General features: G+C 60.3%; 20 protein-coding genes. 10 read left to right on the top strand and 10 right to left on the bottom strand.

Annotated elements, in window-relative coordinates; genetic code table 11:
* Positions 1-423 precede the first annotated feature (423 nt).
* From ltrA to R6254_RS21245, 9 genes are all read left to right on the top strand, one after another.
* Positions 424-2157 (top strand): group II intron reverse transcriptase/maturase, encoded by a 1734-nt coding sequence (gene ltrA, locus R6254_RS21285; RefSeq protein WP_318409685.1) that lies wholly within the window; start codon positions 424-426, stop codon positions 2155-2157.
* 139 nt (positions 2158-2296) lie between these two features.
* A complete protein-coding gene (locus R6254_RS21280; protein WP_318409691.1) occupies positions 2297-3094 on the top strand; it encodes a cytochrome C assembly family protein in 798 nt (265 codons plus the stop codon).
* Positions 3091-3330, top strand: coding sequence for a PP0621 family protein (locus tag R6254_RS21275; RefSeq protein ID WP_318409684.1), 240 nt, complete (start codon positions 3091-3093; stop codon positions 3328-3330). Before R6254_RS21280 ends, R6254_RS21275 begins: the two co-directional genes overlap by 4 nt.
* Positions 3331-5028: an ATP-binding protein gene (locus R6254_RS21270; protein ID WP_318409683.1), complete on the top strand. Its 1698-nt coding sequence runs from the start codon at positions 3331-3333 to the stop codon at positions 5026-5028.
* Between the two features lie 18 nt (positions 5029-5046).
* Positions 5047-6468 carry a sigma-54-dependent transcriptional regulator gene (locus R6254_RS21265; protein WP_318409682.1) on the top strand — a complete coding sequence of 474 codons (1422 nt, stop codon included), beginning with the start codon at positions 5047-5049 and terminating at the stop codon, positions 6466-6468.
* 107 nt (positions 6469-6575) lie between these two features.
* Positions 6576-7157: a 1,6-anhydro-N-acetylmuramyl-L-alanine amidase AmpD gene (gene ampD / locus R6254_RS21260; protein ID WP_318409681.1), complete on the top strand. Its 582-nt coding sequence runs from the start codon at positions 6576-6578 to the stop codon at positions 7155-7157.
* Positions 7158-7598: 441 nt separating this feature from the next.
* The gene (locus R6254_RS21255; RefSeq protein WP_318409680.1) at positions 7599-10505 is read left to right on the top strand and encodes a ribonucleoside-diphosphate reductase subunit alpha; all 2907 of its coding nucleotides are present in this window, start codon (positions 7599-7601) and stop codon (positions 10503-10505) included.
* A 134-nt stretch (positions 10506-10639) separates the two neighbouring features.
* Complete coding sequence (locus tag R6254_RS21250) at positions 10640-11851, top strand: ribonucleotide-diphosphate reductase subunit beta (RefSeq protein ID WP_318409679.1); 1212 nt, start codon at positions 10640-10642, stop codon at positions 11849-11851.
* 183 nt (positions 11852-12034) lie between these two features.
* Positions 12035-12532 (top strand): histone H1-like DNA-binding protein, encoded by a 498-nt coding sequence (locus R6254_RS21245; RefSeq protein ID WP_318409678.1) that lies wholly within the window; start codon positions 12035-12037, stop codon positions 12530-12532.
* A gap of 175 nt (positions 12533-12707) precedes the next feature.
* On the opposite strand, the gene R6254_RS21240 is transcribed toward R6254_RS21245, so the two are convergent.
* The 7 genes from R6254_RS21240 to R6254_RS21210 form a co-directional block, all read right to left on the bottom strand.
* A complete protein-coding gene (locus R6254_RS21240; protein ID WP_318409677.1) occupies positions 12708-13610 on the bottom strand; it encodes a carbohydrate kinase family protein in 903 nt (300 codons plus the stop codon).
* 16 nt (positions 13611-13626) lie between these two features.
* Positions 13627-14643, bottom strand: a complete 1017-nt coding sequence (locus tag R6254_RS21235; protein ID WP_318409676.1) for a DUF3426 domain-containing protein — start codon at positions 14641-14643, stop codon at positions 13627-13629.
* Between the two features lie 69 nt (positions 14644-14712).
* Complete coding sequence (gene prmA, locus R6254_RS21230; protein ID WP_318409690.1) at positions 14713-15600, bottom strand: 50S ribosomal protein L11 methyltransferase; 888 nt, start codon at positions 15598-15600, stop codon at positions 14713-14715.
* 132 nt (positions 15601-15732) lie between these two features.
* A complete protein-coding gene (gene accC, locus R6254_RS21225; RefSeq protein ID WP_318409675.1) occupies positions 15733-17082 on the bottom strand; it encodes an acetyl-CoA carboxylase biotin carboxylase subunit in 1350 nt (449 codons plus the stop codon).
* A 7-nt stretch (positions 17083-17089) separates the two neighbouring features.
* Entirely contained in the window at positions 17090-17533 is a 444-nt protein-coding gene (gene accB / locus R6254_RS21220; protein WP_318409674.1) for an acetyl-CoA carboxylase biotin carboxyl carrier protein, read from the bottom strand.
* A gap of 459 nt (positions 17534-17992) precedes the next feature.
* Entirely contained in the window at positions 17993-18514 is a 522-nt protein-coding gene (locus tag R6254_RS21215) for a TlpA family protein disulfide reductase (protein WP_318409673.1), read from the bottom strand.
* On the bottom strand, positions 18511-19119 hold the full coding sequence (locus tag R6254_RS21210; RefSeq protein WP_318409672.1) for a hypothetical protein: 609 nt from the start codon (positions 19117-19119) through the stop codon (positions 18511-18513). The genes R6254_RS21215 and R6254_RS21210 overlap by 4 nt, the downstream gene beginning before the upstream one ends.
* Before the next feature lie 225 nt (positions 19120-19344).
* Between R6254_RS21210 and mpl the strand changes: the two genes are divergently transcribed.
* A complete protein-coding gene (gene mpl, locus R6254_RS21205; RefSeq protein WP_318409671.1) occupies positions 19345-20766 on the top strand; it encodes a UDP-N-acetylmuramate:L-alanyl-gamma-D-glutamyl-meso-diaminopimelate ligase in 1422 nt (473 codons plus the stop codon).
* 76 nt (positions 20767-20842) lie between these two features.
* Here the strand turns inward: mpl and R6254_RS21200 are convergent, their stop codons facing one another.
* From R6254_RS21200 to R6254_RS21190, 3 genes are all read right to left on the bottom strand, one after another.
* A complete protein-coding gene (locus R6254_RS21200; RefSeq protein ID WP_318409670.1) occupies positions 20843-21154 on the bottom strand; it encodes a hypothetical protein in 312 nt (103 codons plus the stop codon).
* Between the two features lie 90 nt (positions 21155-21244).
* Positions 21245-22279 (bottom strand): hypothetical protein, encoded by a 1035-nt coding sequence (locus R6254_RS21195; RefSeq protein WP_318409669.1) that lies wholly within the window; start codon positions 22277-22279, stop codon positions 21245-21247.
* A gap of 132 nt (positions 22280-22411) precedes the next feature.
* The gene (locus R6254_RS21190) at positions 22412-23539 is read right to left on the bottom strand and encodes a 3-deoxy-7-phosphoheptulonate synthase (protein ID WP_318409668.1); all 1128 of its coding nucleotides are present in this window, start codon (positions 23537-23539) and stop codon (positions 22412-22414) included.
* Positions 23540-23835 lie beyond the last annotated feature (296 nt).

Raw genomic sequence — 23835 nt, 5'->3', positions numbered from 1 at the left:
CGCCAACTCGTGTAATCTCGCGCATGGGACTTCTCCTTCATATAGGTTTCAGATTGAATTCAACAACCCAATCTTGGCACTTGATGCCGCTACCGTGAAGTGGGAAGTCCCTTCGTATTCCGTCGGTTCGCCGACCGACGGGGCATCGTGAGGAACGAGGTAAACCCTATGCATCGCTGGCCTTCGGGCCAGCAACCTGCGCGTAAGCAAGGGCCATGGTGTAGCGGGCAGAGGAAGCTGCAAAAAGCGAATGGGCGCATGTAATGTGCGTCATAGCGGTTCAAGATTTGCCGCAGTGCGAAAGCACGCAGACTTGCAGCAGGTGCGACAGCGTAAAAGCTATTGCGAACTTACACCCCAGGGGGCACAAACCCCTTGGGGTGAGTGCGTCCACGGGGTGTCAACGACATCACTGGAGGCAGTATGGAAAACATCGAAGGCAGCAATGCCGCAGATGCTGCGCCTACAGACGAACAACAGTGCGAGTGGCATTCCATTGATTGGAAGGCAGTGACTCTGTTCGTAGGTAAGGCGCAATCGCGCATAGCGCAGGCAACGAAAGACGAAGACTTCCGACGAGCCACGCGGCTCCAACGAGGTTTAGTCAGATCCTGGCAGGCCAAGGCATTGGCGGTCAGGAAAGTGACGACAAACCAAGGGAAGCGGACGGCTGGCACCGACCGCGAACTCTGGGACACGCCACTGAAGAAATGGAAAGCCATTGAAAGGCTAGGTCAGCGGGATTACAAAGCCAGTCCACTGCGACGGGTCTACATCCCAAAGGCTAACGGCAAGGAAAGACCGCTAGGCATCCCTACGATGCTGGATAGAGCGACGCAGGCACTTCACCTGTTGGCGCTGGAGCCAGTGTCCGAGTGCAGGGCCGATCCGAACTCTTACGGGTTCCGGAAAGGACGTTGTACGCAGGATGCTTGCGGGCAGTTGTTCGTGTCCCTCTCTCAGAAAGCCTCGGCCAGCTGGGTATTGGATGCGGACATCAGCGGGTTTTTCGACCACATCAACCATGAATGGCTGCTGCGTAATGTTCCAACGAACAAACGCGTGCTGAGTCAGTGGCTCAAGTGTGGGGTCGTAGACAAGGGCCAATTGGTGAGTACGGATGAGGGCACCCCACAGGGGGGCATCATCTCGCCGACGCTGGCGAACTGGACGCTCGATGGTCTGGAACGGGGTCTGCGGTTGCACGTCCGTGCGACTCTGGGCTTTGTGAGAGGTCAGAAGGCCAAGGTGAATCTGGTGCGGTACGCGGATGACTTCGTGGTGACCGGCAATTCGAAAGAGTTGCTGGAAACAGTGGTCAAGCCGTGGATAGAGCAGTTCCTGCGCGAGCGGGGGCTTGAGCTGTCCGAGGCTAAAACGCGAATCGTACACATCGATGAAGGGTTTGATTTCCTAGGGTGGAATTTCAGAAAGTATTCTGGAAAACTGCTCATCAAGCCAAGTCGGAAAAGCGTGAAAGCGCACTACGACAAGGTCAAGGAGATTATTGCCAAGTCGATTTCGGTGAGAACTGAAGTGCTGATAGGCAAGCTCAATCCGGTTCTCCGGGGGTGGGCGAACTATCACAAGGGGGTAGTGGCGAAACAGACATTCAACAAACTCGACTTTCAGCTTGACTGGAAGTTGATGCGTTGGGGTCTCAGACGCCATCCCCGAAAGAGCAAGCTCTGGGTGCGCGAGCACTACTGGCGGAAACCCGGTTCACGCTGGGAATTTGCTACAGATGTCTTGAAAGATGACGGGTCGGGTAGCGAAACGTCGAGGCAGAAATGGCCACTGTATTTGTATAAGCTTGCTGATACAAAGATAGTGAGGCACGTCAAGATTAAAGGGGACTACAACCCCTTTGATCCGGTCTGGGAGAAGTATGGCGAAGACCTGAGGGTTTCACGGACGTCACAAGACATCGTGGACACGTTCAGGTTCAAGCTGTGGACGTCTCAACACGGCAGATGTGCGCTATGTCAAATGCCGATGGAGTCTTTGGCCGATTGTCACGACCACCATATCGTGTACAGGATGCATGGAGGCTCTGACGCTCTGTCCAATCGTGTGCTGCTGCATTCGATCTGTCATACGCGTGTTCATATCCTAGGTTTGGGGGTTACCAAGCCGGTCCCAGTACGGGGACTTTAACTGGGGATAGTAGACTGGGGTTTATGCAATCCGATGAGTCTATTAATCCAGTGGTCGTGCGTGAGCCGTATGCTGTGAAAGCCGCAAGTACGGTTCTTCGGGGGGGGGAAAGGCAGTGATACCTCTCCCCCTACCCTCCATTTTAACTTTGAGCGCTGGGTGGGGTCTGGCCACGGCCATTGGGGCCGCGCTGGCCTATGCTGTGCTGGCGCTCGCCACACCGCGTTTGAGCCCCGGCAGCACCCGCATCGTGCTGTTTTTGGCCTGGTTGTTACATGCCCTGACTCTGGCGAACGGCCTGCTCGGCCAACCACCGCGTTTTGGTTTTGCGCCTGCCCTGTCCATGACGGTCTGGCTGGTGCTCAGCGTTTATGCGGTGGAAAGCCGGCTCTTCCCGCAATTGCAGGCACGCTGGGCGCTGGCCGGCCTGGGCAGTGCCGCCGTGCTGCTGGCATTGGTGTTTCCCGGTGCCAGCTACCACCTGATTTCTTCGCCCTGGCTGCCCCTGCACTGGGCTCTGGGCATTGCCTCGTATGGCTTGTTCGCCACGGCGGTGGTGCATGGCTGGTTGATGAACCGCTCCGAGCGCTCCATCCGTTCGGCGACCCAGCCGGACACCGGCATGCCGCTGCTGACGCTGGAACGCCTGACTTTTCGTTTTGTGCAGGCCGGGTTTGTGCTGCTCACCGCCACCTTGCTGGTCGGCTGGCTGTTTGCCGAAACCTTGTACGGCCCAGGGCGGGCCTGGCAGTGGAACCACAAGACCATTTTCTCCGTGCTGGCATGGCTCGCGTTTGCCGGCTTGCTGATAGGCCGGGCGCGCCTGGGCTGGCGCGGACGCCAGGCCGTGCGCGTGTTGTACCTGGGCTCGGGGCTGCTGCTGCTCGGTTACGCCGGTTCGCGTTTTGTGCTTGAAATCATCCTGAAACGCGTATGAAATACCTGATCGTGATTGCCGTGGTGCTGGTCGCCGTCTGGTTGTGGCGCAACAACCGGCGCGCCGAGTTGCGCGACAAGCCCGCGCCGCGACGCCCTGTCACCGGCCCGCACCAGTTGCCCACCGAAATCGTGGCCTGCGCCGTCTGCGCGGTGCACCTGCCCCGACCGGATGCCGTGCCTGGCAAGCGTGGCCTGTATTGCAGCGACGCCCACCGCCGTCAGGCCGAGGACTAAATGCCCGCGGACACAGGCCACTCCTGGTTTGGGCCGGTAGACAAACTCCACGGCGCCTGGGGCGCCAGCGCCAGCGGCGAGTCCTTTGGCCGCTTGTGGCGCGCCTTCATGACAGCGCGTGTGACCATTGCCGGCGTGTTACTCGCCTTGCAGGCCTCGATTTACGCCCTGGGGCAACCGGTCCGCGAAGCCATGATTTTTCTGTGCCTGGTCTACTTTGTGGCGACGCTGGCGGTGCGGGTCTGGGCCCAGCCCAAACCGCCGGGCAGCACCTTCGATATGCAGTGGCTGTTCACGATCGGGATCGACGTGCTGGCCTTCTCGGCCCTTAATTTTTTGCAGTCAGGCTCGATCAACTACACCGCGCTGTTTGCCCTGCCGGTCCTGCTGGCGTCCGTGTTGGGACCGATTTTGCTGGCCCTGGGCACCGCCGCCAGCGTGACCTTGCTGCTGCTGGGCGATGCCTGGTGGGTGTCGCTGCAACCGCAGGGCGAATCCACCTCGCGTTTTCTGCAGGCCGCCCTGAGCGGTTCCGGTTTTTTTGTCGTGGCCTTGCTGGCCAACCAGCTGGCGCTGCGCCTGTCGCGGGAAGAACAACGTGCCTATAGCAGCCAGTCGGTGGCGCGTATGCAAACCCAGGTCAACGAACTGGTGATCGACACCCTGGTGGATGGTGTGCTGGTGATCGATATCAACGGCCTGGTGCGTGCGGCCAACCCCGCGTCCAGGCGTCTGCTGGCCACCCATGGCGTGGCCAGCAGCGCCCCCTTCATGCTGGCAGCCGAGCTGGCCTGGCTGCCCTTGGCCAAGCTGGCGCAGCGGACCCTGGAGCAGCAAACCCCGCAACAAGCCGATGTCACCCTGGAACACGCCTCGCGCCACGCGCGGCGCCTGCAGGTGCGCACGCGGCTGGCGGCCTCGCGCGACGGCTCGCACGAAAGCCTGTGTGTGATGTTTCTGGAAGACTTGCGCGAAATGGAAGCCCGGATACGCACCGAAAAAATGGCGGCCATGGGCCGCATGTCGGCCGCCGTCGCCCATGAAATCCGCAACCCGCTGGCCGCCATCACCCAGGCCAATGCCTTGCTCGAAGAAGACCTGCAGGACGCCGGACATCGCCAGTTGACCGGCATGGTCGCGCAAAACGCACAGCGGCTCGCCCGCATCGTCGAGGAAATCCTCAACCTGTCGCGGGTCCAGGAACAAACGCCCCAAACCCAAACACGCGCCCTGCGGCTCGACGACATGGTGCAACGTATTTGCACGGACTGGGCCCAACAAACCGCGACCGGCCCGCGGCTGCATGTGCAAACGGGCACGGGCCAAGCCGCCATCCTGTTCGAAGCCGAACACCTGCGGCGCCTGATGGTGAATCTGCTGGACAATGCCTTGCGTTATGCCAGCACGGCGGCCGGTGCCATCCGCGTGGCCACCGACCATTCAGCCTCCGGGCAATTGCGGCTGTCGGTCTGGAGTGATGGACAGCCGCTGGAAAAAACGGTGCAATCCCATCTGTTCGAGCCTTTTTTCTCGTCCGAAAGCCGCTCCAGCGGACTGGGGCTGTATATCTGCAGGGAACTGTGCGAACGCCATGGCGCCCTGGTGGGCTACCAGCGTATCGCGCGCCACCGGGTGGAAGGCAATGAATTTTTTGTCATTTTCAGACCAGCTGCCGCTTTTGACACAATCTCCGCCTGACCACCGCTTGAAACACCCATGACCACCCCGAATCAGGCCCACATACTGGTGATCGACGACGAGCCGGATCTGCGCACCCTTTACGAACTCACCTTGCTGCGCGAAGGTTACCGGGTCGAAGCCGCCGCTGATCTCGCGCAAGCCCGCGCCCAGTTGCAGGAAAAGCGCTTTGACGCCGTGATCACCGACATGCGCCTGCCCGATGGCCTGGGCCTGGAGCTGCTGCGCGAGATGGTCAGCCAACAGCGCCCCGAACGCTGCGTCATCATCACCGCTCATGGCTCGGCCGAAAATGCGGTGGAAGCCCTGAAGGCCGGCGCTTTTGATTACCTGACCAAGCCGGTAGACCTCAAGCAGTTTCGCAACGTGGTGGCCTCGGCCATCCAGGGCCCCGCGGGCACCACCGCGCAGACCGGCAGCGAACGGACCCGGCCTGACGGCGACACCAGTCCGGCCGCGCTCAAAACAAGCAAATCCGGCGATGCCTCGCTGACCTTGCAACGCCTGGTCGGCGTATCCGCCGTGATGCAAGCCGTCAAGTCCCGCATCGTCAAGGTCGCCGGCAGCATGGCGCCGGTGTTGATCCAAGGCGAGTCCGGCACCGGCAAGGAGCTGGTCGCACGGTCTGTGCACGACTGCAGCCACCGCGCAGCCGGACCGTTTGTGGCGGTCAACTGCGGCGCGATTCCGGAAAATCTGCTGGAGGCCGAGTTTTTTGGCGCGCGCAAAGGCGCTTACACCGGCTCGACGCAGGATCGTCAGGGTTATTTCCAGGCGGCCAAAGGCGGCACGCTGTTCCTCGACGAGATTGGCGACCTGCCACTGGCCATGCAGTCCAAGCTCTTGCGCGCGATCCAGGAACGTGTGGTCAGGCCGTTGGGGTCAGCGCAGGAAGACACCGTGGATGTGCGTATCGTCAGCGCCACCCACAAAGACCTGGGTGCGGGTGTGGCGGCCGGGCTGTTTCGCCAGGATTTGTATTACCGGCTCAACGTCATTGAAATCCATGTGCCGCCGCTGCGGGAGCGTCGCGAAGACCTGCCCGCCCTGTGCAAAGACCTGCTGGGCCGAATTTGCAAGGAGTCGGGTTTGCACATGCCCGATATCTCCAGCCAGGTCCTGGCCAGCTTGCAGGCCCATCCCTTCAATGGCAATGTGCGGGAACTGGAAAACATTTTGCACCGCGCGGTTGCACTCGGTGAAGGCGGCGACCTGCACCTGGAGTCGCCGCCGGTCGAGGAAGTCGCGGTGCCGGAAAACTTGCAGAACTTTCTGGATGGGCAGGAGCGTGGCATCCTGTCCAAAGTCCTGCAGGAAACCGGCTTCAACCGCACGGCGGCCGCGGCCAAGCTGGGCATCAGCCTGCGCCAGATCCGTTACCGCATCGCCCGCCTGAGTATCGTCACACCCAACGGGGACGACGCGCCCGATGCGCCCTAGTATGGTTTTACAGGCTAGTTCCGCCGACGGGCCGCCCCTGGGCGGAACAACCCCTCTTTCTTGGTGCAAGGGGCAGCGCACCGCCGAAGGTTCACGAAGTGGCAAACGTGGGGGCTGAGCCGCCGTCGCTGTGGCACCAAGGCTGGTACCAGCACGCCAGGGCGCTGGCGTCGCCGAATTTTGGCGCCCGCCCTGCGGCGGCATCCATCGACCTGGTGGTCATCCACTCGATCAGCCTGCCGCCCGGCGAGTTTGGCAACGGCCAGGTGCAACGTCTGTTCACCAACCAGCTGGACTGGGATGCCCACCCTTATTTTCAAAGTATTCGCGGGCTGAAGGTTTCCTCGCATTTCTTCATCACCCGTTCCGGCCAGTTGTGGCAGTTCGTCAGCTGCGACGATCGCGCCTGGCATGCGGGCGAGTCCCGCTACCGCGGCCGGGACAACTGCAACGACGACTCCATTGGCATTGAACTGGAAGGCCTGGAGGGCGGGCTGTTTGAGGCTACGCAATACGAAACACTGGCCAGCATCTGCGCTGCGCTGCTGCGGCACTACCCGGTGGCACACCTGGCCGGTCATGAACACATCGCCAGCGGCCGCAAACAAGACCCCGGCGTAGGCTTCGACTGGGCCCGGCTACAGCGATCGCTGGGTTTGCCAGCTCAGTGTTTTCCCCAGAACATTTAAATCACCCGCCGCAAAACCACCTTCAGCCGGTGGTTTTCCATCAAGAAAAATACGCCTTTTTCGGCCAGACCTGAACATCGACAAGGGTCTGCCGGGCAAAATGCGTGGCAGGCCGCATCAGGACTGGATCAGCGCTTTTTTTTGGGGATGGCGCAAGGCCTGCCGGGCAGCGCCCCGATAGCCCCTTGTGTGCATTTTTACCGGCAAAAAATAGCTACGCAAAGTAACGGCGGCGTCATGAGGCGATACACTACCTGTAGTGCTTGAAATCACTTTAGACCCTAGGTATAGTGTGTTAGCCCTACATTCACTTTGATGTATACGGGCACCAGCCACTCAAGGAATTAACGCCAAGCGAGCCCATCACCGGCAACCGTCAGCCTTCTCCTTCGCCCCCTATCACATCAAATTCACCCGACAACAAAGCACAACGAGGAAGCCATGCAAACAGCCCAACATGCAACACCCGCCAGCACCAGCCTGCCGGCCACAGATCAGTCCACTGGCAGCCATGCCCAGTCCCAGCCGCTGAACCACTACCAGATCATCCGCCGCAACGGCGCCGTGGTTCCTTTTGAGCCGAACAAGATCGCCATTGCGATGATGAAAGCCTTCCTGGCGGTGCACGGCACCCAGGGCGCGGCGTCTGCCAGCGTGCGGGAAACCGTCGACGAGTTGACCCAGGCCGTGATGCGTGCGCTCATGCGTTCACGCCCAGGCGGCGGCACCTTCCATATAGAAGACGTGCAGGATCAGGTCGAACTCGGCCTGATGCGCGGCGGTTATCACGAGGTCGCCCGCGCTTATGTGTTGTACCGCGAAAAACGCACGCAGGAACGCGCACGCCAGCCCGAGGTGACGGCACCTGCGGCACCGCAGTTGCATGTGCTGGACAACGGCAAAACCGTGGCCCTGGACATCGGCCAGTTGCAGGCGCTGATAGAAGCCTCCTGCGCCGGCCTGGGTGCAGACATCAAGCCCGACCCCATCGTTGCCGAAACCATGCGCAACCTGTACGACGGCGTGCCGATTGACGAGGTCTACAAGGCCTCCATCCTGGCGGCCCGCACCCTGATTGAAAAAGATCCGGACTACACCTACGCCACCGCCCGCCTGTTGCTGCACACCATTCGCCGCGAGGTCCTGGGCGGGGAAGTCACGCAGGGCGACATGAACACGCGTTATGCCGAGTACTTCCCGCAATTCATCGCCAAGGGCGTCAAAAACGAGTTGCTCGATGAAAAACTGATGGAGTTTGATCTGGAACGCCTGGGCGCCGCACTCAAACCCGAACGCGACCTGAAATTTGACTACCTCGGTCTGCAGACCCTGTTCGATCGCTACTTCCTGCACGTGCGCAAACAGCGAATCGAACTGCCCCAGGCTTTCTTCATGCGTGTGGCCATGGGCCTGTCGCTGGAAGAAACCGATCGCGAAGCACGCGCCATCGAGTTCTACGAAATCATGTCCTCCTTCGACTTCATGTCGAGCACACCCACCCTGTTCAACGCCGGCACCCTGCGTTCGCAGCTGTCCTCGTGTTACCTGACCACGGTGGCCGACGACCTGGGCGGCATTTACGATGCCATCAAGGAAAACGCCCTGCTGTCCAAGTTCGCCGGTGGCCTCGGCAACGACTGGACACCGGTGCGCGCCCTGGGCGCCCACATCAAGGGCACCAATGGCGAATCGCAAGGCGTCGTGCCCTTCCTGAAAGTGGTCAACGACACCGCCGTGGCGGTCAACCAGGGCGGTAAACGCAAGGGCGCGGTTTGCGCCTACCTGGAAACCTGGCACCTGGACATCGAGGAGTTCCTGGAACTGCGTAAAAACACCGGCGACGACCGCCGCCGCACGCACGACATGAACACCGCCAACTGGATTCCCGACCTGTTCATGCGCCGCGTGATGGAAAAAGGCAGCTGGACGCTGTTTTCGCCCTCCGACACACCTGACCTGCACGACAAATACGGCATCGAGTTTGAAAAAACCTACACCGCCTACGAAGCCCGGGCCGATCGCGGCGAGATCAAGCCCGCGCGCAAACTGCAGGCTGTGGACATGTGGCGCAAGATGCTCTCGATGCTGTTCGAGACCGGCCATCCCTGGATCACTTTCAAGGATGCCTGCAATGTGCGCTCGCCCCAGCAACATGCCGGTGTCGTGCACTCGTCCAACCTGTGCACCGAGATCACGCTCAACACCAGCGACACCGAAACCGCCGTCTGCAACCTGGGTTCCGTCAACCTGGTCCAGCATTTGAAGGACGGCGCGGTGGACCACGAGAAACTCAAGAAGACCATCACCACGGCCATGCGTATGCTGGACAACGTGATCGACATCAACTACTACGCGGTCGAGAAAGCACGTGTCTCCAACCTGCGCCACCGGCCGGTTGGCCTGGGCCTGATGGGTTTCCAGGATTGCCTGTACGAACTGCGTATTCCTTATGCGTCGGATGCCGCCGTCGAGTTCGCCGACAAATCCATGGAAGCGATTTGTTACCACGCCTATTGGGCGTCCACCGAGCTGGCCAAAGAGCGCGGCCAATACAGCAGCTACAAGGGCTCGTTGTGGGACCAAGGCATCTTGCCGCTGGACACGCTGGACTTGTTGGCCAAGGAGCGTGGCGGTTATCTGGAAGTTGATCGTTCCGCCACCCTGGACTGGGATACCCTGCGCCAGAAAATCGCCAAAGATGGCATGCGCAATTCCAACTGCGTGGCTATCGCCCCGACCGCCACCATCTCCAACATCATCGGCGTGGATGCCTGTATCGAGCCCTGCTTCGGCAACCTCTCGGTCAAGTCCAACTTGTCCGGCGAATTCACCGTGATCAACCACTACCTGGTGCGCGACCTCAAGCGCCTGGGCCTGTGGGATGACGTGATGGTGGTGGACCTGAAACACTTTGACGGCTCGCTGCGCCCAATCGACCGTGTGCCGCAAGACATCAAGGCGCTTTACGCCACGGCTTTCGAAGTGGACGCCACCTGGCTGGTCGAAGCCGCGTCACGCCGCCAGAAGTGGATTGACCAGGCGCAATCGCTCAACATCTACATGGCAGGCGCGTCCGGCAAGAAGCTCGACGACACCTACAAGCTGGCATGGTTGCGTGGCCTGAAGACCACCTATTACCTGCGCACCATGAGCGCCACCCACGCGGAAAAATCCACGGTGAAAGCCGGCAAGATGAATTCCGTCGCGTCGGGAAATACCGATGACACCGGCAGCATGAATGCACTCGATGCAGCCGCTGCTGTGGCGCAGGTTCAGATGGATGCATCACCGGCCACCGACATCAAGTTTTGCGCGATTGACGATCCCGGTTGCGAGGCCTGCCAATAACAAAAAAATCGCGGCGCCGAAAAAATTCAGCGCCGCGATTCGATGTAATTGAGCAACACTAATTTATAGCGATGTGAATGAACACTTTTCATTTTGTATCGCTGCTTTCATAATCCAACTTATTGGAAACCTCTATGTTGACCTGGGACGAAGAAGCCAAACCATCGTTGCAAACATCTTTGAACAGCAGCTTGCCTGAAAGCCGCTCGATGGAACTTCCGCCTCTTTCTTTGCAGCAACCTCAAGCGGCGTCCCGCACGCTTGACGACAGCGCCTTGATTTCCGCACCGACCACACCGGCTGCGCCGGCCGCAGCCGCACCAACCGCAAAACGCGTCAGGGCTGCCGACAAACGCATCATCAACGGGCAGACCGACGTGAACCAGCTGGTTCCCTTCAAGTACAAATGGGCCTGGGAAAAATACCTGGCCAGCTGCGCCAACCACTGGATGCCTCAGGAAGTGAACATGACGCGCGACATCGCGTTGTGGAAAGATCCGAACGGCCTGACCGACGACGAGCGCCGTCTGGTCAAGCGCAACCTGGGATTTTTTGTCACCGCCGACTCCCTGGCCGCCAACAACATTGTGCTGGGCACCTACCGCCACATCACGGCGCCCGAGTGCCGCCAGTTTTTGCTGCGCCAGGCCTTTGAAGAAGCCATTCACACCCACGCCTACCAATACATCACCGAGTCACTGGGTCTGGACGAAGCCGAGATCTTCAACGCCTACAACGAAGTGCAGTCGATCAAGGACAAGGACCAGTTCCTGATTCCTTTCATCGACGCCATCTCCGACCCCAACTTCAAGACCGGCACACCCGAAGCGGACCAGACCCTGCTGAAATCGCTGATCGTGTTTGCCTGCCTGATGGAAGGCCTGTTCTTCTACGTCGGCTTCACCCAGATTCTGGCGCTGGGCCGCCAGAACAAGATGACCGGCGCCGCCGAGCAGTACCAATACATCCTGCGCGACGAGTCCATGCATTGCAATTTCGGCATCGACCTGATCAATCAGTTGAAGCTTGAAAATCCGCACCTGTGGACCGCCGAGTTCAAGGCCGAGATCAAGGCCTTGTTCATGAAAGCCGTGGAGCTGGAATACCGTTATGCGGAAGACACCATGCCGCGCGGCGTGTTGGGTCTCAACGCCTCCATGTTCAAGGGTTATCTGCGCTACATCGCCAATCGCCGGGCCACGCAGATTGGACTTGAAACCTTGTTCCCGAACGAAGAGAATCCGTTCCCATGGATGAGCGAAATGATCGACCTGAAAAAAGAACGCAACTTTTTTGAAACCCGTGTGATTGAGTACCAATCGGGTGGCGCTCTGTCCTGGGATTGATCAAGAGTCAACACAACAATGATTTCTAGAATTGCAATGACCAATGACGACACCGCAGAGTGCGCGTTGGGCTTTGCTCCTGTGTTCGCGGCGCTGGGCCCGGTTAGCCTGGCCCAACGCCGTGAATCGCTTTGCGTACTCCAAACGTGAAGTGCTCTTTGCAATGTGATCAAGGAGAAAACTATGGCAACTGCGAAAAAATCTGCGGCTAAAAAAGCTGCTCCCAAAAAAGCCCCTGCGAAAAAAGTAGTGGCGAAAAAAGCACCTGCTAAAAAAGTAGCAGCGAAAAAAGCCCCGGCCAAAAAAGCGCCAGCGAAAAAAGTAGCCGCTAAAAAAGTAGCAGCGAAAAAAGCGCCAGCGAAAAAAGCCCCGGCCAAAAAAGTAGCCGCGAAGAAAGTTGCGGCTAAAAAAGTAGCGGCCAAAAAGCCAGCTGCAAAAAAAGTAGCAGCGAAAAAGCCAGCGGCTAAAAAAGTAGCGAAAAAAGCACCAGCGAAGAAAGCTGCTGCGAAGAAACCCGCTGCCAAAAAGCCTGCCGCCAAGAAAGCAGCGAAAAAGCCCGCTGCGAAGAAAGCCGCGAAAAAACCCGCTGCCAAAGCTCCTGCTGCACCGGCGTCCCCTTCGGCTCAGACAACTCTGAATCCGCAAGCAGCCTGGCCGTTTCCAACAGCCAGCAAGCCGTAAGCAACAAGGTCTTTTTGCTTCAAAGCCCGACATCGCAAGATGCCGGGCTTTTTCATGGGCGCATCCGTTTGAGTGCGGTGCGCCCGCAGCACGTTGTCACAGCCACCGCTTGACAGCCACCAGCAGCCGCGATTCGCTATCGAATCAGTAGCTGCTTTCGCCCGTCCATCAGGGGCTAGAGGCCGATTTGATCCGCAGTCAGTGTGTAATTTTGGCCGCCACGGTGAGCGATCTTGTGGGCGCCCACGCGGTTGCCGAGTTCGGCGCAGCGGGCCAGTGGCCAGCCTTTTTCCAGACCGAACAACAAGGCGCCGCGGAAAGCGTCACCACAACCCGTGGGGTCCAACACCTCTTTGGCCGCGACAGGCGCCACCAGCGTTTTCTCGCCCGCCACCCAGACTTCACAACCTTCGGCGCCCAGGGTCACGACCAGGCCTTGCACGCTTTTGGAAATTTCGGCGCAAGACAGGCCGGTCCGGTCGCACAGCAGTTTGGCTTCGTAGTCGTTGACCGTGACCCAGGTCGCCAGTTCCACAAAATGTGTCAGGTCCTTGCCGTCAAACATCGGCAAACCCTGACCGGGATCGAACACAAAAGGAATCCCGGCTGCCTTGAACTGCTCGGCGTGCTGCAACATGGCGTCGCGTCCGTCCGGTGAGATGATGCCGATCTTGATGTCCGCACGCGCCTGGATGGTCGTGGTGTGCGCCTGCATCATGGCGCCCGGGTGAAACGCCGTGATCTGGTTGTTGTCGCGGTCCGTCATGATCATGGCCTGGGCGGTGTAGCTGTCAGCCACTTCACGGACAAACTCGGTGCTGATGCCCAAGGTGTTCATACGCGCCACATACTCGGCCCCGTCGCTGCCGACGGTCGCCATCGGCAAAGGTATGCCGCCCAGTTGTTTCAGACTGTAGGCAATGTTGCCGGCACAGCCGCCAAATTCGCGGCGCAAGGCTGGTACCAGAAAAGATACATTGAGAATGTGCAACTGGTCGGGCAGGATTTGCTCGGAAAAACGGCCCTCAAAACTCATGATGGTGTCAAAGGCCAGGGAACCACAAATTACAGCAGGCATGGAGGTTTCAATTCAATCAGGGATAAAAAGCAAGGACCCGGTAACCAGCGATCCGCCAGGGAGCGGAAGCTTTCGGCGCGGAGGCGCTGGCAGCGGGGGCGGGAACAGGGTTGGCAATGGCCAGGGTCAGCACGCACGAAAAATCGGTACCGGCCGCCAGCGTAGCCGCCGTGGCGCCCAACTCGCCGGGTGTCAACACGCGCCGCAGCAAGGCTTGGTCCTGGGTATCGGTCAGGGTCAGCTCCAGCGAGGGCACGGCCATGGCCACGGCGCCGGTGTTTTTGATCACCACCTTGAGCTGGTAAGTGTCCGCGCTCACCTTGTTAAAAGACGAGCTGTCGATCGCGATGGATTCGATGTGTTGCGGCGGTTTGACTTCACAACCCAGGTAGGTGCACAAGGTCTGCAGGCCCGGGTTCAACCAGGGCTGCGACGCAGCCAGCGTATTCCGCTGAAACAGCGCGACCTGCAGCAGCAACAGCGCCAACAACATCAGTGCCGCCAAGCCCAAGGCCCAGCGCATGGCCGGCCGGCGCCAAAACGCATGGCGCCTGGCGTCACGCACAAAAGACACGTCCTCGCTGGCTTCGTGTACTGGCGCTTCGGACTCGCCAAAGCCCTGCTTGTCTTTTGACAACGCTGGCGGTGCCGGTTCTGAAAAAGCAAAGGCGTCAGGACTCACCGATGAGGCAAACACCTCGGCCGCCAGATCGGGGGGCATGGACACCTGGACTTCGGGTACGGAGAGCAAGTCCGTGTGCGCCTGCGGCGGCAGCTCATCTGCATCGGCCGCCTCCGGCGCGACAAACAGACTGGCCGGAGAGACAAGTTCGTCCGTATCAACGACTTCTGCCGCTGCAGCGCCACTGACAGGGAGGGGAAAATTTTGCGCATCATGCGCCTGCAGATGGGCCGCGGCGTCAAACACCTCGGAGCACTGCCCGCAACGCACCCAACCCTGTGAGATTTTGAGTTGGTCGGCCACGACTTTGAACATCGTGCCGCAAGCAGGACAGCGCGTAATCAGGCTCATGTAGCGCCGTATTGTAAGGCGGTGATGCGCCGGCCCTTCAGTCTGACAAAGGGCGGCGCATCGGCCGGATCAGAGCCGCGCCGTCATCAGTATCCAGCCATCTTCCTGGTCAGACACCTGCAACTGGGCATAAGGCGCATACGCGGCCTTCAACTCATCGGCCTGCCGCTCCAGAATACCGGCCAGCACCAGCGAGCCGCCCGGGGCGACCCGCGCGCACAGCAAAGGTGCGAGCACTTTCAAAGGCGTTGCCAGAATATTGGCCAACACCGTCTGGTACAGGCCATCGACCTTGTCGGGCAGGCCGGCGTTCAGCGCCACATGGTTGGCTTCGGCATTGGCCAGGGTGGACTGGACCGCCGCTTCGTCGATATCCACCGCATCGATGGCCGACGCGCCAAACTTGGCCGCACCAATGGCCAGAATGCCAGAACCGCAGCCGTAGTCCAGCACACGTTCCAAAGGCCTGGCCGCGCCATTTTTTGCAATCCAGCGCAGGCACATGCGTGTGGTCGGATGGGTGCCGGTCCCAAACGCCAGACCCGGGTCCAGCCGGATCACCTTTGTGGCTTGCGCCGGCGGTTCGTGCCAGGTCGGCACAATCCAGAACTCGGGCGTGATCTCCACCGGCGTGAACTGCGATTGTGTGAGTCGCACCCAGTCCTGCTCGGGTACCGATTGAATGGCAACAACCTGGCAGCCGGCAAAAAAGTCCTGCGCGGCCAGCACGGTAGCGGCATCACGCGCCAGGGCTTCGCTGCTGAACAGCGAGACCACGCGCGAACGCTCCCAGCCAGCTTTGGGCGGCGGCATACCGGGCTCGCCAAACAGTGCCTGCTCGGCCGGGGTCTGGGCATCGGCGTCTTCCACCGACACACTCAGCGCGTCCAGTGCATCCAGCGCGTCGCTGAGCATTTCAATACTGGCGACAGGGGCCAGCAAAACAAGTTCAAACAGGCTCATAGCGTTCTTTTGCCCCCACGTTCGCTCACTTCGTGTAGCTCTCTGCCCCCCAAGGGGGCTGTGCTTGCTTGGGGCGGCCCTGCGCGGTGCACGGCCATGCGATCTTCCATTGCTGCAGAGTTCAACTTAGCGGTCACGTTTGGACAACCACTCTTCAAGGTAGTGAATATTGGTGCCGCCGTCCATGAACTTGGCGTCCACCATCAGTTCGCGGTGCAGCGGAATGTTGGTGTTGATGCCTTCGACCACGGTTTCCGCCAGCGCGGTGCGCATGCGGGCCAGGGCCTGCTCGCGCGTGTCGCCGTGCACAATGATCTTGCCAATCATCGAGTCGTAATTGGGCGGCACAAAGTAGTTGGCGTAGATATGCGAGTCCACACGCACGCCCGGGCCGCCCGGTGTGTGCCAGGTGGTGATGCGCCCCGGCGAGGGGGTGAACTTGTAGGCGTCTTCCGCGTTGATGCGGCATTCGATCGAATGGCCCTTGATTTCAATCTGGCGCTGGGTGAAAGGCAGCTTTTCGCCGGCCGCCACCTGGATCTGCGTCTTGACAATGTCCACGCCGGTCACCCATTCGGTCACCGGGTGTTCGACCTGGACGCGGGTGTTCATCTCGATGAAATAGAACTCGCCGTTTTCGTACAGGAACTCGAAAGTACCGGCGCCGCGGTAACCGATCTTCTTGACCGCCGCCACACAACGCTCGCCGATACGCTCGATCAGCTTGCGTGGAATGCCGGGCGCCGGTGCCTCTTCAATGACTTTCTGGTGGCGGCGCTGCATGGAGCAGTCGCGCTCGCCCAGCCAGACCGCATTTTTATGCTGATCGGCCAGAATCTGGATTTCAATGTGGCGCGGGTTCTGCAGGAATTTTTCCATGTAGACCTCGGGGTTGCCAAAAGCAGCCCCCGCTTCGGCCTTGGTGGTCTGCACCGCGTGCAGCAAGGCAGCCTCGGTGTGAACCACCCGCATGCCACGGCCGCCGCCGCCGCCGGCCGCCTTGATGATGACCGGGTAACCAACTTGTTTGGCCGTGCGTTTGATGACCGCAGCATCGTCCGGCAAAGCACCTTCGGAGCCAGGAACACAAGGCACGCCGGCCTTGATCATGGTTTGTTTGGCCGACACCTTGTCGCCCATGATACGAATCGAATCTGGCGAGGGGCCGATGAACTTGAAGCCGCTTTTTTCAACACGCTCGGCAAAGTCGGCGTTTTCGCTCAAAAAGCCGTAACCCGGGTGAATCGCCTCGGCGTCCGTCACCTCGGCCGCCGAAATGATGGCGGGCATGTTCAGGTAACTCAACGCCGACGGTGCCGGGCCGATGCAGACCGACTCATCGGCCAGCTTGATGTATTTGGCCTCGCGGTCGGCTTCCGAATAAACCATCACGGCCTTGACGCCGAGTTCGCGGCAGGCGCGCTGGATCCGGAGTGCGATTTCGCCGCGGTTGGCGATCAGTATCTTTTTGAACATGCGTCAATCACTCGATCATGAAGAGCGGCTGTCCGTATTCCACCGCCTGGCCGTTCTCGCAAAGAATACGGGTGATGGTGCCGGATTTGTCGGCCTCGATCTCGTTGAGGATTTTCATGGCCTCGATGATGCAGATGGTCTCGCCTTCCTTGACCTGGCTGCCGACTTCGACGAAAGGCTTGGCGCCCGGGCTGGCCGAACGGTAAAACGTGCCGACCATGGGCGACTTGACGGCATGGCCTGCAGGAGCGGCCGGCTCAACGGCGACGGGCGCGGCACTGGCGACGGCGACAGGCGCGGCGGCCATGGTCATGACCGGTTGCTGCATCACCATGGGGGCGCCGCCCGACTTGACGATACGCACTTTGCCTTCGGCCTCGGTGATCTCCAGTTCAGACACGTTGGACTCTGAGACGAGGTCAATCAGGGTCTTGAGTTTTCTTAAATCCATATATGCTCCAACGACGGTAAGTACACAGGGCGGGTACTTTGGGCTTGCATGGGCAAACCATCAAGTGGGCGGTTCGGCAGCAATCTGCACCCAACCCCCTCCTTGTACACCGTTCTGTGCTTAAAAACAGTTAATCTTATGAAGTCAGGCTATTGAGCCGAACGGGAAAGGGCGAAGTCTACCTTATTCGCAGCGGGCTCCCGCGCCGCAATCTGCCGCTGGTCGGACAGCTCCTGAAAAAGACACCGGGTGAAAATTGTCAGATCCACCCACTCGGACCGTTTCCACATTTTTGTAACCATGTGCCACGATCTGCACTCAACAGCGCCAAATATCCACCAAATTGAAAGAATTTAGAAACGCTCTCAGCGGGTCAAAAAAGTATTTCCTGCCTGCAGCCAGCTTTGCAAGACTGGACTTTACCGCAAATTGGCGCCTTCTCCGCCTCGCAAACCGGGGCTAAACCAGTTGTGCCCATTGGGCCAGATCGCTCGCCGACACCTGCCCGATTTTGCGATGCAAGACCTGGCCAGTCCCACCAAACACGACCGTAAAAGGCAGGCCACCGGCCGCATTGCCCATGGCCTTGCTGAGCTCGGTACCGCCCAGGCCGGCCATGGCCACAGGAAAACTCAGCGGCTTGCGTTGCAGCCAGGTGCGCACCGCACTCGGCTGATCCACCGCCAGTCCCAGAACCTGCCAGTTTCTGGATTGATTGTCTTGGTGGAAGCGGTCAATCAGCGGCAGCTCTTCGACACAAGGCGGGCACCAGGTGGCCCAAAAATTGACGAGCAAAGGTTTGCCGGCAAAGCTGGCCATGGGCAGCGCTTGGCCCGTGGGCGTGTCAAAACTCTGCCGCCAGAACACATCCTGCGCAAGCGCAGGATCACCATGGGGTTCGAACTTGCGCCAGGCCACGCCCGCGCCGGCCAGGCCGGCGACGGCGGCCGCACCGGCATACATCAGTTGTCTACGTTTCAAGAGGAGGACTCCGTCTGGGATATCAGTAATTTTTGCACGTCGGCCAGGTCCCCACGGGGTTTACGCCCTTTCGCATCGGGCCTCAGCGCGCCGCGCAGGTGGTCGTGGTCGTAGACCATCAAATGCACACCGACCATTTCCTGCAAGCCCTGGCAGTGGCTGCTCAGGCTCAGCGCCTCGACCTGGTCGCCGGTGAAGCCGGTCACGGTGCGTGGCTCATAGTCCACGTTGTGGTCGATCAGGGCTATTTCTGCGGATTTTGGGTCGTCGCAAAAAAGCTGGATATAGATGTCGGACAGGCGTGTGGCCGTGCCATGCCAGACCGCGCCGCCTAGGTAGGGACGAAACGCCGCCATGCGTTGCATCCAGACCAGGGCCAGTTCACGCAGCGCGGCCAGTTCCGTCGGCTGGGTGTCGGCGCAAAAAAGGGCGATGTACTCACGCACGGCGTCTTCCAGCTCGTCGTTGCCAGGCAATTCGCTGCGGCTGGGCAGCGCCATTTGTTTGACGGCGCGGCGTTTGGCCGGACCGTACTCCAGCCCCTCCTCGACGATCAGGGCGGCGGCCGTGGCGGCGATTTCCTGCTTCAGGGTTTGGGGATTCACGGCATGTTCTCGGTAAGAAGCGGCTGAAAGGCGGCTGGATGATTCTGCAGGGATGGACCCCTGCAGCACCGATAAAGTTGCAAGCAGATGCCACGGCACTGTTTCGCTATCTAATTCATAGCTATCTGCGCATTATGGATAAGGGCGGGAGGCCTATTTTACCAATAACTCATGGCCCAAGCCGCAGATGTGGGCCAGGGCCAGCCAGCCTCCTAGAATACCGACATGCACATACATATTCTGGGAATTTGCGGCACCTTCATGGGCGGCCTGGCCGCGCTGGCGCGTGAGGCCGAGCATACCGTCACCGGCTGCGACACCGGCGTCTACCCGCCCATGAGCGATCAGTTGCGTGCGCTGGGCATTGAGCTGGTGGAAGGTTACGGCGCCGAACAGCTGGCTTTCGAGCCGGATGTGTTTGTGGTCGGCAATGTGGTGTCCCGCGCCCACGACAGCAGCGGCAAAGCCAAATACCCGCTGATGGAGGCCATCCTCAACGCCGGCCTGCCCTACACCAGCGGGCCGCAATGGCTGGCCGCACATGTGTTGCACCACCCGACCCATCACGCCACCGGGCCGCGCCATGTGCTGGCGGTGGCCGGCACCCACGGCAAAACCACCACCACCTCCATGTTGGCCTGGATTCTGGAACACGCCGGCCTGCAGCCGGGTTTCCTGGTCGGAGGTGTGCCGCTCAATTTCGGCGTGTCGGCCCGGCTGGGCGCAGGCAACACCTTTGTGATCGAAGCCGACGAATACGACACGGCGTTTTTCGACAAACGCAGCAAGTTTGTGCATTACCGGCCACGCACCGCCATCCTGAACAACCTGGAGTTTGACCACGCGGACATCTTCGACGACCTGGCCGCGATCGAACGGCAGTTCCACCACCTGGTGCGCACCGTGCCCAGTACCGGCCGGATTGTGGTCAATACCGAGGAAGACAGCCTGGCCCGGGTGCTGGATCAAGGCTGCTGGAGTGAGCGCGTAGGCTTTGGCCGCAGCACGCCACAAGGCTTTTCGGCGCGCGGCGAGCCCAGCGCCTTTGACGTGCTGAAAGATGGCCAAACCGTCGGCCGCGTCGAGTGGGCGATCAGCGGCGTGCACAACCAGCTCAATGCGCTGGCCGCCATCGCCGCGGCAGAACATGTGGGGGTGGCGCCGCAAGACGCGGCTCGGGCCTTGGCTGAGTTCCAGAACGTCAAGCGCCGCATGGAAATCCGCGGCGTAGTGCAGCGCGCCGGCGGCGCCATCACCGTGTATGACGACTTTGCCCACCACCCGACGGCGATCCGCACCACGATTGACGGTTTGCGCCGCCAGCTCGACAGCCGGGGCAGCGCGCAGCGCATCCTGGCCATCTTCGAGCCGCGCAGCAACACCATGAAGTTAGGCAGCATGACGGCACAACTGCCCTGGAGCTTGGCGCAAGCCGATCTGGCTTTTTGCCATGCCGGCGGACTGGACTGGGACGCCCGCGCCGCGCTGGCGCCCATGGGCGAACGCGCCCAAGTGGCGGACAACATTGAGCAGTTGCTGGCGCAAGTTAAGGCCGCCGCTCAACCGGGCGACCATTTGTTATGCATGAGTAACGGCGGCTTTGGCGGTATTCACAGCAAATTGCTGGATGCCCTGCAAGCACGATAAACCGCTATTGATTCAATAGCTGCTTGCGCCCGTTCTGATTGGGCCAGAGGCCTTTTTTATTTAAGAAATAAGCCAACTAGTAGCTGATACTCATGGCCGGCACATCAATGTGCACCACGGGTTTGGCCAGCGCCGCGCTGGCGGCCCGCGCAAAAGCCTGGGCCCAGTCGGCCTCGGCAAAATGTTGCGGGCCGGCAGCCTGCGCCACCACCAGCACCTTGTCGGCCGTCAGCAACTTGCCGGTGGGTCGCAGCGGCTCGCAGCCCATCTGGGTGAACTGCTGGTCCAGCCAGCTTCTTGCCACATCATGCGGCATGGGTTGCACCTCGTTGAGATCCATCCGCAGCGGCGGATGGTTTTGAAACGTCACGGTGACTTCGCTGCGCATGGTGACCTCGGCATCAAAAGGGAGAAGAGAAAACCAAACGCCATCATGAACCCAGCCGCCAGCGCTGGCAACCGGCGCCAACCCGACTCTCTATTTAAGCCCGAGCTGCACCGGCGCCGTCAAATCCGACCGCCGCGCGGAAGGCCGCCGAGGGGCCAGGACCGCCGCCGAGTCCATGGGTGCAGCCTCGGCCGCCGTGCCCACGATTTTTCCGCTCAGGTTTTCCTCCAGGCCCGCAAATCCCGTGTTGCCGGCTTTCTCCGCCGTGGTGGTCACGGAACCGGCGAAATACAGCGTGGCCAAATCCCGCGCCAGTTGGACGGGCGCCAGCCCGGTGCGCTGCAGCATGTCGTCGAAATCACCGGCCTCGACCGACAACTCGCGCAGCAGCACCAGTTGCGAGTCCCGGAGCCAACGCAGCGGCACGCCGGGCGCATGGCGAAAATAAATCGGCCGGCTGCGATAACGCGGTGGCAAGACGTCGCGCTCGGTGCGCTGGACGTAAATCCAGCGCAGCTGCGTCAGGCTGCTGTGCAGAAAATGCCCGGGAATGTCGTGTGCGCCTGAGGGTCGCTTGTCCCAGCGCGCCAGCTCAAACTCCACCGGATCGGCCTGGGGCGAAATACCAATGCGCCAGGCGTGAAAATCCATCACCGCCAGCAAGTTGCCCTTGTGGCTGACATGGTAGATCCCCGGCAGCAACTCGCTTTCACGCTCGACCAATTGCCCACCGAGCACAAATTGGGAGCGCAGGGGTCGCAGCCAGTTTTCGAACTGCTGCAAGACTTTGCGCAGGCTGACGCCGGAGCTCGGGTCAAAGGTGTGGGCCGGGTCCAGATCGCCGGCGGTCATGGGCTGCGAGAAGGCGATCGGTCTGTCCACTTCCGCGAGGTTGAGCTGCAGCGCCCGCTCTGTCGGCAGGCCCGCGAGGATTTTCAGGGTGTCGGCACCGAGCAAGCGGCTTTTCTCGCCGCTGACCAGCCAGGCATCAGCCTCTGCAAACGCGCCCATCTGCCAGGCCGGCCAGCCCTTGGAAAGTCGGCCGAGCAGCGAGGTCAGCTGCGCGTGCTGCTCCGGGCTGAACCCGGCCATTCCCAACCAGAGAACAGGTTGCTCAAAAGACATCGTGTTTTCACCGACTGTTTGATGGGCTGATCCCTGTGCCGGGCAGGCGCCCAGCCCAGGAAAACGTAACAACAAGCAGTCAATGTAGCACTTAAGAACTAGAAAAACACCCCCCTAAATAGGCGGGAAGGTTTACTTGGCAGCGCGCCTGGCCTTGACGGCTTCGGACAACACCTCCAGCACCTCCAGTGAATCGTCCCAGCTCAGGCAGGCATCGGTGATGCTTTGGCCGTACTCCAGCGCCTTGGCGTCGTCCTTGCCGGGCGTGAATTTCTGCGCCCCGGGTTTCAAATGACTTTCGACCATCAGGCCGAACACCTGGTGTGACCCACCCGCCACCTGACCGGCAATGTCGCGCGCCACATCGCGCTGCTTTTCATGCTGCTTGGAGCTGTTGGCGTGGCTGCAGTCGACCATCAAGGTGGCCGGCAGCTTGGAGGCTGCCAGTTCCTTGCAGGCCGCGCTCACACTGGCGGCATCGTAGTTAGGCGTCTTGCCACCACGCAGGATCACGTGGCAGTCCTTGTTGCCGTTGGTTTGCACAATCGCCACCTGGCCGTTTTTGTGCACCGACAAAAAGTGGTGGCCGCGGGCGGCTGCCTGGATCGCATCGGTGGCAATACGGATGTTGCCGTCGGTGCCGTTTTTGAAACCAATCGGCGCCGACAGGCCGGACGCCAACTCGCGGTGCACCTGGCTTTCGGTGGTACGCGCCCCAATCGCGCCCCAGGAAATCAGGTCGCCAATGTATTGCGGTGAAATCACGTCGAGGAACTCGCTACCGGCCGGCAGGCCCAGGCGATTGATATCGATCAACAACTGGCGCGCAATCCGCAGGCCTTCGTCGATGCGGTAGGTTTCGTCCAGGTAGGGGTCGTTGATCAGCCCTTTCCAGCCCACCGTGGTGCGCGGTTTTTCAAAATACACACGCATCACAATTTCCAGCGTGCCGGCGTATTTTTTGCGCTGCTCGGCCAGTCGGCGCGCGTATTCCAGCGCAGCCATCGGGTCGTGGATGGAACAGGGGCCGATCACCAGCAGCAGGCGGTCGTCCTTGCCGGCCATGATCTGGTGAATGGATTTGCGGGTTTGCGTGATCAACGATTCAACGGCGGTGCCGCTGATCGGGAAGAAGCGGATTAAATGCTCGGGCGGGGGCAACACAGTGATGTCCTTGATGCGTTCGTCGTCGGTCTGGCTGGTTTTATCGACTGGACTCGCATACCAGGCATCGCTGGGTGAGGTGGCTTTTGCATTCATGACTGGCTTCCTTTTAAAACATTCAACACATCAAATCGGGATCACAAGGGACAAAAAAAAACCGCCGGGTAGCCGGCGGTTTTTAAGATTCTGTTGCGTATTTTTTGCTTACGCCAAGATCTCTCTACCGCCGGAGGCGCTTGAGAACCAAAAGTAAGCAAAATAAGATTTCGCGGATGTCATGAACTGCAATGTAGCACAGGCGTGGCGCTTGCCCACCACCCGTTCTCTTTCGCCCTCACGCGGGCATCCTCCAAAATGCTGCGCCCTCACCGCCTGAGCAAGGTTCCCCCGGA

The sequence above is a fragment of the Polaromonas potterensis genome (genome assembly GCF_033446725.1).
GTDB lineage: Bacteria > Pseudomonadota > Gammaproteobacteria > Burkholderiales > Burkholderiaceae_C > Polaromonas.
The sequence above is the reverse complement of the archived record's forward strand: the minus strand, read 5'-3'. Positions and strand labels throughout refer to the sequence as shown.